The 14,693-nt window shown below is 75.5% G+C and carries 19 protein-coding genes; 13 read left to right on the forward strand and 6 right to left on the reverse strand.

Annotated features, from left to right (window positions below; translation table 11 throughout):
• Positions 1-29: 29 nt before the first annotated feature.
• The gene (locus ACIRD3_RS05165) at positions 30-1,142 is read right to left on the reverse strand and encodes a glycosyltransferase family 1 protein (RefSeq protein WP_402211802.1); all 1,113 of its coding nucleotides are present in this window, start codon (positions 1,140-1,142) and stop codon (positions 30-32) included.
• 103 nt (positions 1,143-1,245) lie between these two features.
• Positions 1,246-2,133: a Rieske 2Fe-2S domain-containing protein gene (locus tag ACIRD3_RS05170; protein ID WP_402211805.1), complete on the reverse strand. Its 888-nt coding sequence runs from the start codon at positions 2,131-2,133 to the stop codon at positions 1,246-1,248.
• 254 nt (positions 2,134-2,387) lie between these two features.
• Here ACIRD3_RS05170 and ACIRD3_RS05175 point away from each other — a divergent pair, with 254 nt between their 5' ends.
• The 7 genes from ACIRD3_RS05175 (at position 2,388) to ACIRD3_RS05205 (ending at position 6,450) form a co-directional block, all read left to right on the forward strand.
• Entirely contained in the window at positions 2,388-3,116 is a 729-nt protein-coding gene (locus ACIRD3_RS05175) for an ANTAR domain-containing protein (RefSeq protein ID WP_402211808.1), read from the forward strand.
• 59 nt (positions 3,117-3,175) lie between these two features.
• Positions 3,176-3,901, forward strand: a complete 726-nt coding sequence (locus tag ACIRD3_RS05180) for a GAF and ANTAR domain-containing protein (protein WP_402211811.1) — start codon at positions 3,176-3,178, stop codon at positions 3,899-3,901.
• Between the two features lie 121 nt (positions 3,902-4,022).
• Positions 4,023-4,247 (forward strand): DUF6480 family protein, encoded by a 225-nt coding sequence (locus ACIRD3_RS05185; protein WP_402211813.1) that lies wholly within the window; start codon positions 4,023-4,025, stop codon positions 4,245-4,247.
• A gap of 146 nt (positions 4,248-4,393) precedes the next feature.
• Positions 4,394-4,852 (forward strand): SRPBCC family protein, encoded by a 459-nt coding sequence (locus ACIRD3_RS05190; protein WP_402211816.1) that lies wholly within the window; start codon positions 4,394-4,396, stop codon positions 4,850-4,852.
• 129 nt (positions 4,853-4,981) lie between these two features.
• Entirely contained in the window at positions 4,982-5,419 is a 438-nt protein-coding gene (locus tag ACIRD3_RS05195; protein ID WP_402211818.1) for a hypothetical protein, read from the forward strand.
• Positions 5,420-5,496: 77 nt separating this feature from the next.
• Positions 5,497-5,709, forward strand: coding sequence for a DUF6296 family protein (locus ACIRD3_RS05200; protein WP_402211821.1), 213 nt, complete (start codon positions 5,497-5,499; stop codon positions 5,707-5,709).
• Positions 5,710-5,877: 168 nt separating this feature from the next.
• Positions 5,878-6,450: a type 1 glutamine amidotransferase domain-containing protein gene (locus ACIRD3_RS05205; protein WP_402211823.1), complete on the forward strand. Its 573-nt coding sequence runs from the start codon at positions 5,878-5,880 to the stop codon at positions 6,448-6,450.
• A gap of 72 nt (positions 6,451-6,522) precedes the next feature.
• Here the strand turns inward: ACIRD3_RS05205 and ACIRD3_RS05210 are convergent, their stop codons facing one another.
• The 4 genes from ACIRD3_RS05210 to ACIRD3_RS05225 form a co-directional block, all read right to left on the reverse strand.
• The gene (locus tag ACIRD3_RS05210) at positions 6,523-8,853 is read right to left on the reverse strand and encodes a catalase (RefSeq protein WP_402211826.1); all 2,331 of its coding nucleotides are present in this window, start codon (positions 8,851-8,853) and stop codon (positions 6,523-6,525) included.
• Positions 8,854-8,904: 51 nt separating this feature from the next.
• The gene (locus ACIRD3_RS05215) at positions 8,905-9,546 is read right to left on the reverse strand and encodes an HAD-IIIA family hydrolase (RefSeq protein ID WP_402211828.1); all 642 of its coding nucleotides are present in this window, start codon (positions 9,544-9,546) and stop codon (positions 8,905-8,907) included.
• Between the two features lie 93 nt (positions 9,547-9,639).
• Positions 9,640-10,197, reverse strand: coding sequence for a hemerythrin domain-containing protein (locus ACIRD3_RS05220; RefSeq protein WP_402211831.1), 558 nt, complete (start codon positions 10,195-10,197; stop codon positions 9,640-9,642).
• Between the two features lie 193 nt (positions 10,198-10,390).
• Complete coding sequence (locus tag ACIRD3_RS05225) at positions 10,391-10,843, reverse strand: DUF6098 family protein (protein WP_402211834.1); 453 nt, start codon at positions 10,841-10,843, stop codon at positions 10,391-10,393.
• Positions 10,844-11,016: 173 nt separating this feature from the next.
• Here ACIRD3_RS05225 and ACIRD3_RS05230 point away from each other — a divergent pair, with 173 nt between their 5' ends.
• The 6 genes from ACIRD3_RS05230 to ACIRD3_RS05255 all read left to right on the forward strand — a co-directional run bounded on the left by ACIRD3_RS05230 (position 11,017) and on the right by ACIRD3_RS05255 (position 14,606).
• Complete coding sequence (locus ACIRD3_RS05230) at positions 11,017-11,529, forward strand: hemerythrin domain-containing protein (RefSeq protein ID WP_402211836.1); 513 nt, start codon at positions 11,017-11,019, stop codon at positions 11,527-11,529.
• Between the two features lie 80 nt (positions 11,530-11,609).
• Positions 11,610-12,170 carry a hemerythrin domain-containing protein gene (locus ACIRD3_RS05235; protein ID WP_402211839.1) on the forward strand — a complete coding sequence of 187 codons (561 nt, stop codon included), beginning with the start codon at positions 11,610-11,612 and terminating at the stop codon, positions 12,168-12,170.
• 106 nt (positions 12,171-12,276) lie between these two features.
• Entirely contained in the window at positions 12,277-13,155 is an 879-nt protein-coding gene (locus ACIRD3_RS05240) for a VOC family protein (RefSeq protein WP_402211841.1), read from the forward strand.
• 204 nt (positions 13,156-13,359) lie between these two features.
• A complete protein-coding gene (locus ACIRD3_RS05245; protein ID WP_402211843.1) occupies positions 13,360-13,611 on the forward strand; it encodes a hypothetical protein in 252 nt (83 codons plus the stop codon).
• 192 nt (positions 13,612-13,803) lie between these two features.
• Complete coding sequence (locus tag ACIRD3_RS05250; RefSeq protein ID WP_402211846.1) at positions 13,804-14,355, forward strand: hemerythrin domain-containing protein; 552 nt, start codon at positions 13,804-13,806, stop codon at positions 14,353-14,355.
• Positions 14,356-14,396: 41 nt separating this feature from the next.
• Entirely contained in the window at positions 14,397-14,606 is a 210-nt protein-coding gene (locus ACIRD3_RS05255; protein ID WP_402211848.1) for a hypothetical protein, read from the forward strand.
• Positions 14,607-14,693: the final 87 nt, after the last annotated feature.

Raw genomic sequence — 14,693 nt, forward strand, 5'->3', positions numbered from 1 at the left:
CGGAGGTCCGCACCGAACCGGCCGGACCGTCAGGCCCGGGCCAGCAGGGCCCGGTAGACGCTGCGGTGGCACATCGCCAGCCACTGCCGTTCGGCACCGCGCCGGACCAGGTCGGCCCGGTGGACGGTGCGGTCGGCGTGCGCGGCGCGGACGGCCCCGGCGAGGGAGTCGGCGTCGAGCCCGGTGCGGTCGAGACGGTAGGTCAGGCAGGGCTGCTGCTCGGCGAAGTGGCCGCAGCTCGGCGCGAGGACGGCGGTGCCGACGTCGAAGCAGGCCTCCAGGCGGCCCGAGTGGGTGCCGAAGCGGTACGGCAGCACGACGAGGTCCAGGTCGAGCAGGGAGTGGGCCCAGCGGGTGCCGTCCCGGTAGGGCTGGCGCCGCACCTCGATCCGGGGGTGGGCGGCCAGAGCGGAGATCCGGCGCAGCACGGCACCGTCGGGGGCGTCCGCGTGCAGGCCGATCCGCAGCCGGGTGTCCGGCAGCTCGACCACGGTCCGTGCGAGGACCTCCACCAGCGGCAGCGGCATGACGTTCGCGGGCAGGTTCTTCAGGTGCACGCCGACGGTGAACCCGGCCCGCGCGGGCCGCGGCCGGACCAGCAGGTGCGGCTCGACCACGTGCGGGTACGGCAGCACCAGGGGCCGGCGCCCCCAGCGTGCGGCGATCTCGGCCGCGGCGCCGGGGGTGAGGGTGATCAGCTGCCCGGCGGCGGGCACCAGGATGTCCAGCCGGGCGAGGTGCCCGGTGGCCGAGGCCTCGTACGGATTGCTGAGGTCGTGCACGGTGAACACCAGCGGCTTGCCGAGCCGGCGCAGCAGCCGGACCAGTTCGGTCAGCCGGGCCGGGGCGGCGTTCTCGTAGCCCTGGTGGAGGTGGAACACGTCGAACTCGTCGTGGTGGCGGCGGACCCAGTCCGGGTCCAGCATGGCCGACGGCCACCAGCCCCATCGGCTGCGCGGCGTGGCGCGCGGGCACGGGTCCGGCAGGTGCCGTACCGGGTCGCGGGCGGTCAGGGCGGTCAGGGCGGCCAGGTGCCGGACGTAGACGTGCCCCGCCGGGACGGCCGCCACCCGGATCCCGGTGCGGTACCGGCGTGCCGGCGCGGCGCTGCGGGGCGGGAGATCGGGGACGACGGCGGTCATGGCTCCTCCTGAGGTGCTCCCGGGCGGCTGCCCCCGGCCGCGGGGGCGAAACGCCGCCCGGGGACGGCCGGAGGACGCTCGCGGTGCGTCTGGTGGCGGCCGGTCAGCCGGCCCCGGGGAGGCGGACCTCCAGGTGGCCCGAGAGCACCCGGGTCTCCAGCACCGGCTGCGGCGCGGTGGCCGGGCCGTGCACCACCTGGCCGTCGCGGAGCCGGAACTCGCTGCCGTGCCACGGACAGCGCAGGCAGCCGTCGACGAGCGTGCCCTCGGACAGCGGCCCGGACAGGTGGGCGCAGCGCTCGGCCAGGACGTCGCAGCGCTCGCCGTCCCGGACCACGACCACGGCCAGCTCGCCGGCCGACCGTCGCACCGCCTGTCCGCTCGGGAAGTCCTCCAGCGCGCCGAGGCCCACCCAGTCGGTCGGTGCCAACCGGGGCACGGCGGCGGCCCGGTCGGGCCCGGCGGCCAGCCGGTAGGCCAGGTGCCCGCCGAGCGCGGCGCCGGCCGAGACGGCGGTCAGCCCGGCCAGGCCGAGCAGCCGGCCCCGGGCGCGGCGCCCCCGGCAGCGGGCCAGCAGCGACCCGCCGTACAGCAGCAGCCCGGTGGTGTTGGCGAGCGCGTGCACCAGCCCGGTGCGGCGGCGCGGGGGATCGAGCCGGGCCCAGTCCACCCAGCCGGTGACCGCGGCGGGCCCGGCGGCCAGCAGCCCGGCCGCCACCAGGGTGCCGGCCGACCGCCGGCCGCCCGGGATGAAGTCCAGCAGGGCGGCGGACGTCCAGCAGCCGAGCGGGAGCTGGACCAGCGCCGGGTGCAGCGGGTGGCCGAGCCACACGCCGTGCAGCGCGTCGCGGTACCGACCGAGCGGGAGGGCCTCCGCCGCGTCGGCGAGCGGCCCGGCCGGGGCGTCCAGGAAGTCCCAGTGCTCGGGTGCCTCCAGGGCGCCGCGCAGCCGGCGGGACCAGCGGTGGGTGTGCAGGGGTGAGGTGTCCATACCGGGCGGCTAGCCGGGTGGCGGCCGACCAAACCCGGTGCGGGGTTGTGGTCCGGCGATCCGGGTAGACGCGCCAGGGTGGACGGCGCAGCGGCCGGCAGACGTCGGGGGCGCCCGGCGCACGACGGTGGTCCGCCTCCCGCCCCGGACACCTATTCCGCGGTGATCACGCAGCGGCTCCTCCCGTGCGGCTGCCGGAACAGGCGGCCGTCGCGCGACGGTGGCAGGAAACGGAAGAATCACGAGGCGCGGAGATGGCCGATCTGACGCGGATCGCGCAGACCGTGGCCGAGGCCGTCAACGGCCCGGGCCGCCACGCGCTGCCCGAGCGGCTCTGCGTCGCCTGCGCCGAGGCGCTGGCCGCGGACGCCGCCGCGATCATCCTGATGGCCGACACCGGGCACCGCGCCGGGATCTGGGCCAGCGACGAACGGGCCCGGCGGATGGAGGAACGGCAGTTCAGCCTCGGCGAGGGCCCGAGCGTGGACGCCTTCCGCAGCCGCGGCCCGGTGGCCGTCACCGACCTGCTGTCCCCGGACGAGGTCCGCTGGCCGGTCCTGGTGGTCGACCTCGCCGGTGCCGACTCCACCCGCCCGGAACTGCGCAGCGTGTACGCGACCCCGCTGCACCTCGGCACCTCCGGCATCGGGGTCCTGAGTCTCTACCGCGTCCGGCCGGGCGTCCCGGACCGTGCCGGGTCCGCCGACATCCAGGTCGCCGCGACCAGCGTGACCCTCGCGATCGTCGGCTCCTTCCTGGCTCCCCCCGCGGACCAGCCGGCCCTGCGGTGGCTGGACGACCCGCCGCTCGACGGCGTCGAGGCGGACCAGGCCGTCGGCATGGTCATGGTGCAACTGGGCCTGTCCGCCGGCGCGGCCCTGGACCGGCTGCGCGCCCACGCCTTCGCCCACGGCCGGGAGATCGACGAGGTCGCGCACGACGTGGTGGAACGGCGACTGCGGTTCACCGAGGGGGACCGATGACGGATGACCGACGCCACACCCCGGGCGTAGCCTTGCCCGTAGGGGAGAGGGAGGCCGTCATGACGCGCGAGGCCCGGATGAACGAGGCGTTCGCCGGGCTCACCGGGACCCTGGTCGCCACCGGCTACGACACCGTCGAGTTCCTGCACCGCCTCACCGAGGTGTGCACGGTGCTCAGCGGTACGGCCGGTGCCGGTCTCGTCGTCGCGGACCGTCGCGGCGAACTGCGTGACGTGGCCTACTCCAGCGACCGGGTGCGCCGACTGGAGGCCCTGCAGATCGACGTGGGCGAGGGTCCCTGCCTGGACTGCCACCGCACCGGCGAGCCGGTGGTCGAGCGCGATCTCGACCGCGCCGGGGCCCGCTGGCCGCGCTTCGCCCCGCAGGCGCTCGCCCTCGGCTTCCGCTCCGTCCGCGCCGTCCCGCTGCGCCTGGACGGCCGGGTCGTGGGGGCGCTCAACGTCTTCGACGTCCGCACCGGCACCGAACCGGGCCACGACGGCCCGGACGTGATCCAGCCGCTGGCGGACCTCGCGGTGATCGCCCTGCTGCAGCACCGGTACGGGCGCGACCGGACCGCCGCCGAGGAGATCGGCGCGGCCCTCGCGGACCGCACGGCGGTCGAACGGGCCAAGGGTGTCCTGGCCGAGTCCGGCGGGCTGGACATGGACACCGCCTTCGAGGTGCTGCGCTCGCACGCCCGCCGCAGCGGCACCGGCGTGGCCGCCGCGGCCCGCGCCCTGGTCGACGGGCGTATCGACCCCGCCGTGCTGCTGGCGGGCTGACCGCGGGCGGGCGGCGCCCGCAGCGGGTGGGTCGCGAGGGGTGGGTTCCGCCGGTTGTTTCCGGTGGCCGCCCCCGGGCAGCCGCCGGGTGTCGGAACCCACTCCTACCCGGGGCGACACCATGACCTCTCCCGATCCCGAACCCGACCGCACCCCCGCGCTCGACGAACACGGCGCGCTGCCCGGCGGGGACACCCCGCCGGCCGAGGGCGGAATCTCCGGCATCTCCCACCCGGAACCGGTCGAAGTGCGCCGGGCCTGGGGGCCCTGGCCCGCCGTGGTCATCGTGCTGCTGTCGCTGGCGGTCTCGGTGATGCTCGTCGCCATGATCGTCGTCCTGGCCTGAGCCTCCCCGCCCCGGCGGTCCCGCCCCGGCCGTCCCGCGCCGGGTCGTGCCCGATCGGCGCCGGGGCGGTTACGCCGCGGCCCACGGGGCAGACGCGCGGTCGGCCGGGAAACACCCGGCTCGGATCCCCAGCGAGGAGGCCCCGGATGAGCATGGTGAAGGAATCCGTCGACGTCGAAGTCCCGCTGCACACCGCGTACAACCAGTGGACCCAGTTCGAGGAGTTCCCCCGCTTCATGGAGGGCGTCGAGTCGGTGACCCAGCTGGACGAGCGCCACAACCACTGGCGCACCAGCATCGGCGGCGTCACCCGCGAGTTCGACACCGAGATCGTCGACCAGCTGCCGGACGAGCGGATCGCCTGGCGGACCATGGACGGCGACGTGCAGCAGAAGGGCGTGGTGACCTTCCAGCGGCTCGACGAGAGCCGTACCCGGATCAACATGGCCATCGACTTCCGGCCCGACGGCATGGTCGAGAAGGTCGGTGACGCGATGGGCATGGTCGACCGGAGGGTGAAGGGCGACCTCAGGCGCTTCAAGGAGTTCATCGAGCACCGAGGCGCGGAGGAGGGCGGCTGGCGCGGGCGGATCAGCCCCAGCTGAGCCCGCCGCCGTGCGTCCGGCGGCCCCGACCCCCACCCGGGTCAGGGCCGCCGGACGCGTGCGCGCGGTGCGGGCGGCGCCCCGGAGCCGTGCCCGGTTGGTCCCGGCCGGGCGGGGTAGGCGCGCGGCATGGAGGACATCGGACCACCTCCGGCGGGCGACCCGACCGGGGACGACGCGGAAGGGCTCGACCTGTGCGACCACTGCGGACGGGCCGTCGCCGACGCCGACCTGCTCGGCGCCCTGGTACCGGACTCCTCCGCGCTGCACCCGACCGACCCCGACCTGGACGGCAAACGGGTGCTCCTGGCCTGCTCCGTCGACCACTTGGCCGCCCTGATCGAGGAATACCGGCACCGCCGCTTCGTCCCCGAGGAACAGTGGGCGGGCAAGGTCTGCCGGGCCCTCGCCGACTGCGACGAGCCCGTCCCGATCAGCGTGGTCGCCCGGCTGAGCGGACTGTCCGAGCACCAGGCCGTCCAGGGCGTGGAGTGGCACAACGCCCGCGCCCGCGAATGGCGCGAACGCTTCGGCGAGCCCGACGGGCACGACCAGGACGAGTACTGACCCGACGAGTACCGACCCGACGAGTACGGACCCGACGAGCACCGACCGGCGGTCAACCACCGGACCGAGGAGGAGCCATGACGACCCCGAAGCGCTACCGGCTGGTCGCGACCGACCCGTACCGGGAGTTCCTGCTCACCGCCACCGGGGCGATGGGCAGCACGGGAACGGAGGTCTACGTGGACGACTCCGGCGCCGTCCGGGTCGAGATCGACGACGCGGGCGAGGTCCGCACCATCACCGCCGCCCTCGACCTCGGCCGCCCGGTCCTCGCCGAGCCCCTGGACTGAGCCCCTGCCATGACCGCCCGGACCGAACGAGGCCCCGGATCGGACCCGGGCGTTCCGCATGGCCCGCCGGCCACCGGGTACCCGCCGGGGTTCGCGGGCGTCGCGCACCCGCGCACGCCGTGGGTGCGCGCCGTCCAGGAACCGACCAGGAACCGACCAGGAGGAGACATGACCCGGCAGACCAAGGTCCTGGCGATCGTGATGAACGACGGCGTCGAACAGGACGAACTCCTCGTCCCCGTACGGCACTTGCGCGACGACGGTGTGGAGGTCGACATCGCCGCGCCCGAACGGGACGACATCCGCACGCTCGTCCGGGACAAGGAGCCCGGCGAGACGGTGCGGCCCACCCTCACCCTCGACGAGATCGACCCCGCCGACTACGACCTGCTGCTGATCCCCGGTGGCACCCTCAACGCCGACAGCCTCCGCATGCGCCAGGAGGCCGTGGACACCGTGCTCGCCTTCACCACCTCGGGCCGCCCGGTCGCCGCGATCTGCCACGGTCCGTGGCTGCTGGCCGAGGCGGGCGTCGCGTACGGCAAGCGGCTCACCTCCTTCCCGTCGCTGCGCACCGACCTCGCGAACGCGGGCGCGACCTGGGCGGACGAGCCGCTGGTCACCGATGACGCCAACGGCTGGCGGCTGGTCACCTCGCGCAACCCGGACGACCTGGAACACTTCCTGCGCGGCATCGACACCGCGCTGCGCAGGGGCGTCGCCGCGGTCGGCTCGCGCTGAGCGGCAGACCCGCGGGAGCGCCGGCGAAGGGCCCGGCGGCAGAACCTGCCGCCGGGCCCTTCGCCGCACGCCCTAACGGGACGGGAAGCGGTGGTGCTCGATCAGGTCGGCGAACTCCTCCCACAGGGCCGGGCCGGGCGGCTCCTCGCCCGAGTGGACGGTCACCCCGGCCAGCCCGCCCGGGTCGCCGAAGCCGGCCGTCCGGGAGAGGGCGACGCCCGAGCCGAGCAGGGCGACCGGTTTCCCGTGCCGCAGCGACTCGGTGAGGAAGCGGACGGCGTCCGGATCGGCCGGCAGGGTCGGCGCGCAGCCGTCCGGGACCACCAGCGCGTCGTACAGCACCGACGCCGTGGTGGGCAGCGCGCGGTCCACCGGCACGTGCGCGCCGTCGGCGGCCAGCACACGGCCGTCCTGAGCCGCCAGCACCTCCACCGTGGCGCCCTGCGCGCCCAGCCGCTCGCGCGCGGCCCGCACCTGGTCGCCGTCCACTCCAGGGGCGGTCAGGACGGCGACCTTGCGGGTGCGGATGCCGGAGGCCCGCAGGTTGTCCAGGCTCAGCGCGGGGGAGACCTGCGGCCCGGCCCCCGGTCGGCTCCCGGCATCGGCACCGGCGCCGGATTCGGCACCGGCATCGGACTCGGCACCGGCATCGGGTACGGCTTCGGGCTCGGGGACGCCGATCCGTCGGGCGACCTCCGCCGCCAGCCCGAGGTCGACCTGCCGTAGGTTGCCGACCATCCGACGGCGCACCTCCGGCTCCTCGACCTTCCCCAGTTCGAACGAGAAGGCCTCGACGATGTGCCGCTGCTCCCAGTCGGCCATGCTGCGCCAGAACAGCGCGGCCTGGCTGTAGTGGTCGGCGAAGCTGGGGCTGCGGCGGCGGATCGCGGCGCCGTCGATCCGCTCCTGGTAGTGCTCGAAGACCCCTTCGGGCAACCGTCCCCCGCCGAGGGCCGCCGGGCAGCCGCCGCCGACGGAGTTCGGCGCGTAGGTGATGCCGGGGTGGACGACCTGCTGGCCGTAGCCGTCGCGGTGGTTGTTCCGCACCTCGGCCAGCGGCCGGTTGACGGGCAGCTGCGGGAAGTTGGGGCCGCCGAGGCGGATCAGCTGGGTGTCGAGGTAGGAGAAGTTGCGGCCCTGCAGCAGCGGGTCGTTGGTGAAGTCGATGCCGGGCACGATGTTGGCGGTGTGGAAGGCGACCTGCTCGGTCTCGGCGAAGAAGTTCTGCGGGTTGCGGTCCAGGACCATCCGGCCGACCGGACGGACCGGCACCAGCTCCTCCGGGACGAGCTTGGTCGGGTCCAGCAGGTCGAAGGGGTAGGCGAACTCGTCCTGCTCCGGGATCAGTTGGACGCCGAGCTCGTACTCGGGGAAGTCCCCGGCCTCGATCGCCTCCCACAGGTCCCGACGGTGGAAGTCCGGGTCCCGGCCCGCCGTGATCTGCGCCTCGTCCCAGACCTGCGAGCAGACCCCGAGCAGCGGCCGCCAGTGGAACTTCACGAAGGTGCCGCGCCCGTCCGCGTTCACCAGGCGGAAGGTGTGCACGCCGAAGCCCTGCATCATCCGGTAGCTGCGCGGGATGCCCCGGTCGGACATCACCCACATCAGCATGTGGGTGGACTCGGGCTGCAGCGAGCAGAAGTCCCAGAAGGTGTCGTGGGCGGAGGCGCCGGTCGGGATCTCGTTCGGCGGCTCGGGCTTGACCGCGTGGACGAAGTCCGGGAACTTGACGGCGTCCTGGATGAAGAACACCGGGATGTTGTTGCCGACCAGGTCGTAGTTGCCGTGCCGGGTGTAGAACTTGGTGGCGAAGCCGCGGACGTCGCGCACGGTGTCGGCGGAGCCGCGCGGGCCCTGCACGGTCGAGAAGCGGACGAACACGGGGGTGCGGCGGCCGGGCTCCTGGAGGAAGTCGGCGCAGGTGAACTCGGCCAGCGAGGCGTACGGTTCGAAGAAGCCGTACGCGCCGGCGCCGCGGGCGTGCACCACCCGCTCAGGGATGCGCTCGTGGTCGAAGCGGGTCAGCTTCTCGCGCAGCTGGAAGTCCTCCAGCAGGGTGGGGCCGCGGTCGCCGACGGTCAGGGAGTTGTCGGTGTCGTCGATCCGCACCCCCTGGTCGGTGGTGAGCGCCCCGGCCGGGTCGGGGGCGCGGAAGGCGTCCAGCGCGCTGTCCTTGGCGTCGCGGTCGCCGGCCTCGGCGGGTTCGCCGGCCTCGGCGGGTTCGCCGGTCTCGCCGGGATCAGGGGCCTCGGTGGCCCGGCCGTCGGTCTCGACGTCCGGGCGGTCGGCCGCGTCGGGCTCGGCTGGCGGGGCGCCGGCGCCCGCCGCGGGACCGAGCCCGTGCGGCTCGGCGGTGGGGGGAGTGTGGGGACGGTACTCGGGGGGTCCGGGGTTCACGGTCATCGTGCGTTCTCCGTCCTGGAGTCGGGTCGGGGGCGGGGTGTCACGGGGAGTTCAGCGGTGGAGCAGCAGATCGGCGGCCTGCTCGGGGCCGTCCGCGGTCCGACAGGTGGTCAGGGTGCAGGGCGGGCAGCCGGTGTTCGTCGGCGGCGCGGGCTCGGGCACCCGGATCACGTGGGCACCGGCCGCCATCGCGGCGGACACCACCTCGTCGCTGCACCCGATCACGGTGACCCGCGAGGCGGGCAGACCGAGCGCCCGGCAGGCGGCCGTCACCAGCGTCGGCGCGGGCATCCGGCAGCCGCAGCCGTCGTGCGGGCCGTGCGGGCAGACCGCCCAGACGTCGAGCGGACCCAACAGCGCCTCGGCGCGGGCCTGGACGGCCTCGACCTGGCCCGGCCCGATCAGGCCGCGGGCCACGCCCGGCTGGTTGCTCACCACGCCGAGCGCGAAGCCGGCCGCGCGCAGTGCCGCGAGCGCGGCCCGGACGCCGGCCATGGGGTGGACCATGGCGGGGTCGCCGTTGCAGGAGACGCCCCGGAGCAGCGTCCCGTCCCGGCCGAACAGCACCGCGCCCGCCGGGGCACCGGCGGAGCCCCTGCCGTCGTGGGTGAACAGCCACGGGCCGGGCCGGTCACGGTGCTCGGACGGCCGGGGCTGCGGGACGGTGGGGACGGGTTCTCCTAGGTACGCCATACTCCTGCGGGTTGCCGACCCGGGGAAGGTCAAACGGCCTGCCGCGCACGGAGCGTGGACCGGACGGCCGCGCGGGTCGCGCGGGTCGCGCCCTCACGGCGAGTGCCGGCCCCGGGAGGTGTCGTGCCCGCTGACGTCGTCCCGCAGGGCGGCGATCGCCCCGGCCCCGGGAGGCAGCCCCCAGACCGGGCCGTCCGGTCGCGGCGCTCGGGCCTCGCGCATCCGCCGTTCGCACCGGCGGAGCTCCTCCGGCGGGCGGCCGGCCCGCAGGGCGGGGAACAACTGCTCCTCCTCGCCGCGCAGATGGGACCGGACCACGACGACCAGCACGGACACCGCGTGGCGCCGTTCGGTGGGGGTCAGACGGCCGTCGTCCGCCCGGTCGAGCAGCCGGCGGATCGCCGCATGGGTGCGGACGGCCGCGTCCGCGAGCGCTTCGCCGTTGGGGAGGGAACGGCGGGCCAGCGGGTACAGGTGCTCCTCCTCGGCCGTGAGGTGGGGGTCGAGGAGCAGCCGCAGCGAGTCCAGCAGGCGCAGTGCCTCGTCGTCGGTGCCGCGGCGGGTGGTGATCCGGTCCAGCTGCCGGAGCAGCGCCTCGATGGCCCGGTGCTCGGCGCACAGCCGGCTCGGGAACCCTTCGGCACCGTTCATGGCGGTCTCCGTCCGACGCCGGGGATGCGGTTGGCCGCAGGCGCCTGCCCGTTTCGTGCCGGGTCAACCATCGGACGGCCTGCGAGCGGCCGTCGGCTCGGCCGACGAGCCCCGCACCGCAGCCGTCGCCGCCCGGAGCACCGTCCGCGTCGGCGGGGCGGCCCGGCCCGGACACCCGACGGGCGCGACGGGCTCAGTCGGTCGAGGCGCGCCCGGGGGCGAACCGCTCGTGGTAGCGGCGCGCCGCCTCGTCGAGGGCGCGGCGGCCCACCCAGGCGAGCGGCAGGGGATCGGCGATGAGCGGCTCGTGGTCGGGCCCGGCACCGACCACCCGGCCGGTCAGCACCCACGGCCGCCGGTCCGGACAACTCTCGTTCAGGTCAGCGTACTTCACCACCCGACGGGCCACCCAGTCGACGGCCGGGCGCGGCCACCAGGGCTCCGGGCGCAGCGGGGTCACCGACAGACCGGGCATCGGGACGTCCGCCTCGTAGTCGCGGCTCCCGCCGGCCCGGTCCGCGTCCGGCCCCTGCGAGTACCGCAGGTAGACGTCGAGGTCGCCGGTGGCGAGGCAGGTCAGCAGGGCCAGGTCCTCGATCCGGCCCATCCCGGCCTCGCCGGAGGATCCGTCGGTCGCGTCGTGCATCGCCGGCCCACCTCGGTGACGTTGGCCGTCCCGGCGGTCGTTCCGGAGCCGGGACGTGCCGGGCGGATGCCCGGGGATCGCACCGGTACACCTGCCGGGCGGGCGCGTTTGGCCGGGGGCCCGCCGGGGAGACGCCCGGGCGTCGGCGAAGCCCGCCGAGAAGGAGACGCGTGATGTCGAACGATGCGATCGTCCTGCTGCGGGAGGACCACAAGGAAGTCCGCCGCCTGTTCCGCGAGTACCGGGGGCTCGCCGAGGGCGACGGCGAGGGCGGCGCCCAGGCGCGTCGCGAGAAGGTCGAGCGGATCGTCGAGGCGCTGACCGTCCACACCTACCTGGAGGACGAGCTGGTCTACCCCAGGATCCGCCGGGAGGTGCCCGGACTCGCCGAGACCATGGACCGCGCCAAGGAGGAGCACCACGTCGCCGACCTGCTCTGCGAGGAACTGAGCCGGATGACCCCCGACGACGAGGGCTACGACGCCAAGGCCGCCGTCCTGATCGATGCCGTCGAACGGCACATCGAAGAGGAGGAGGGCGAATGGTTCCCGCAGGTCCGGGCCGTCCTCGGCCGCAAGGAACTGCAGGAGATCGGCGAACGGATGCGGGCCGTGCGCGAGACCGCGCCGCGCCGGCCGACCGCCGGCGGCATGCTGCACCGCATCGCCGACGCCCTGGAGAGCTGACCCGGCCCCGCCCGGACGGGGCTCCTCCCCGGGAGCCCGCCCGCGCGGTGCCGGCCGGCCCGGAGGAGGAGGTACCACCCGTGCACCACGACGAAGACCTGCTGGACCAGCTCACCGCCGACCACCGTGCGCTGCTGGTCCACTTCAGCGAACTCAGCGGCCTGCCCACCGGGGACCCCCGGCGCAAGGAGCTGGCCGACCTGGTGACCGACCGGCTGGTCCGCCACACCCGGGCCGAGGAGTCACACCTCTACCCGCTGGTCCGCGACCGGCTGCCCGACGGACCGGCCGTGGCCGAACGCGAACGCGCCGACCACCGCGCGGTCGAGGCGCTGCTCGGGGAACTGCGCCTGACCCACGTCACCTCGCCGCACTTCGACCGCCTGGTCGCCCGGCTGACCGAGGAGGTCACCCGGCACGCCGGCGACGAGGAGGCGCGGCTCTTCCCGGCCGTCCGGGCCGTGACCACCGACGCCGAGCTGCACACCCTGGCGGCCCTGGCCCACGCCACCAAGCAGTCCGCCAGGGGCCGGCCCCGCCACCAGCCGCCCACCGAACGCCCCGCCGACCACCTGCCGCCGCCCGAACGCTCGCTCACCGAGCGGATGCGCGACTTCCTGATCCCGGGCGGCCCGCACTGACCGGCGGCCCGCCTCGGAAGGGCCGGCCGGGGCCCGGCGAAGGGGGACGAGCCGGCAACGGGGACCGGGCCGGCGCAGGGGGAACGACGAGAAGGGGCACGACGCGATGACAGAGCGAACCGTCCGGCCGGCCCTCGACGCCCCCGACGCCCCCGACGCCCCCTTCGCCCCCGGCGTCGAGGAGGCCGAGGAGCCCTCCGCCGGCCCCTGCTGCGTCCCCGCCGCGCCCTGCTGGGTGAGCCTGCTCAGCCGGGACCTGCTCGCCGCCGAGGCCTTCTACGGCCCGCTGCTCGGCTGGACGTTCCGCGCCGTGCCCAGCCCGTGGGGGCGCTACCTGTACGGCCTGTCCGGCGGCACGGTCGTCGCCGGCCTCGCCGAGGTCGCCCGCCGCTGGGAGTTCCCCGTCGCCTGGACCACCTACTTCGGCACCGAGGACGCCGACGACGCCGCCGAACGGGTCCGCTCCGGCGGCGGCACCGTCGCCGTCGGCCCCCTCACCTTCGACGGCGGACGGATCGTCCTCGCCGCCGACGCCCAGAACGCCACCTTCGGCATCTGGCAGGCCCGCGCCGGCCCGCCCCGGCGGCTGTGCGGCCCGGGCGCCCCCGTGTGGACGGAGCTGCGCACCTCCGACCCGTTCGCCGCCGCGCTCTTCTACGGGCACGTGTTCGGCTGGGACGGGCGGGACGCCCGGCGCTACGAGGTGCGCTACGAGCACGACCGGGTGGTCCTGCGGATCGACGGCCGGGCCGTGGCGGCGGTGCGCGGCGGCGGCCGGGAAGGCACGCCGGAGCCGCTGCTGCGACCGCGCTGGCACGTGTCCTTCGGAACCGCGGACCTCGACCGGTCCACCGCCGCGGCGGTCCGGCTGGGCGGTCGGGTCGTCTCGCCCCCGACCGACTGGGCGTACGGCCGGATCGCCGCCCTCCAAGACCCGGAGGGCGGCCTGTTCCACCTGGTCACGGGCCTACCGGACGACGTCTGAGGGGCTCCGTCCAAGACTCCCCGCCGCGCCGCACGATGCCCGCGGCAGTGTTTCCCCGCGCCCGTCCCGGGCAGTCGAGCGGTGGTCCGCCGTCGCCCGCCGGATGCCGGACCCGTCCCGACGGATTGCCCCGGCACGGGCCGGGCACGCGCGAAGCAGGCGGCGCACGCGCCCCGAGACGGAACGAGACGGAAGGAGACGGACGTGAACGAGATCCCCCAGGGCGGTGCCGGAGGCGTGCCGCTGCACCACGATCCGCAGGACGACGGCGGCGATCCGCGCGCCCCGGGAGGGGCCGGGCAGGGCGGCACCGGGGAGCACGGGCCGGACGAGTCGGAGGAATCCGCCGAGACCCCCTCGGAGGAGCAGGGGGACGCGACCACCGCGGAGCCCGGCCGGGCCCGCCGGCTCGGCGCGGACGAGCGGAACGGCGACTCCGGGCCGGGCGGCGCCTGATCCGGCGTACCCGGCTGATCCGGCGTACCCGGCGCGGCATACCTTCGCGGAGGCCGGGGATACGCGAGGGCTGCGGTGCCCGGCCCCGGGCCGGGGACGCCGATCCATCCGCGACGCGAACGGACGCGAACGGACGCGAACTGACGAGAACGCGCGAACGGACGAGAACGGACGAGAACGGGAGTAGAGCCCATGGGACACGGCGGCAATGTGATCAACGAGCTGATGACGGACCACCGCGAGGTGGAGGAGATGTTCGCCCGCGTGCAGGCGCTGCCGGCGGGCGACGAGCGACGGCGCGAGGTGGCCGAGCAGTTCACCATCGAACTGGTCCGCCACTCGGTGGCCGAGGAGCAGTACCTGTACCCGGCGGTGCGCGAACACGTCCCCGGCGGTGACGCCCTCGCGGACAAGGAGATCGCCGACCACGCGAGCGTGGAGCGGCTCCTGAAGGACCTCGAAGGCGTGGACAGCGGTGACGCCCGGTTCGGCGTCCTGGTCGAGCGGGTGATCTCCGAGGTCACGGCGCACATCCAGGACGAGGAACGGAACCTGTTCCCGGCGCTGGCCGACGCCTGCCCGCCGGCGCGGCTCGACGAGCTCGGGGAGCAGGTCCGGCGGGCGAAGAAGCTCGCGCCCACCCGGCCCCACCCGAACGCCCCCGACAACAAGCTGGTCGCCGCCGGCACCGGGCTGGTCGACCGCGCGAGGGACTTCGTGACCGGGCGCGGCGGCTCGGACTGACGCCGCCCCGCACGCCCGCACCTCGACGGAAGGACATCGCCATGAGCGTCCACGGAAGGCACGACACCCCGCAGACCCCGCAGCCCGGCACCCCGCAGGTGGAGGCTCCGCAGATCGACGAGGAGACCCGCGAGCGGTCCTCGGAGCAGCGGAACATCACCGCTCCCACGCCCCCGGACGTCCGGGCGAAGGGCGACGACGAGGACGACGGGGAGCCCGAGCCGCCCGCGGCCGACACCTGGGCCCCCTGACCGACCACGGGGCGGGCACGTCGGCCGGCGCGCCCGCCCCGCCGCCGCCCGTTCCGTGACTGCGCGTGATCGCGCGTGATCGCGGTC

The sequence above is a fragment of the Kitasatospora sp. NPDC093550 genome (genome assembly GCF_044764985.1).
Taxonomy (GTDB): Bacteria; Actinomycetota; Actinomycetes; order Streptomycetales; family Streptomycetaceae; genus Kitasatospora.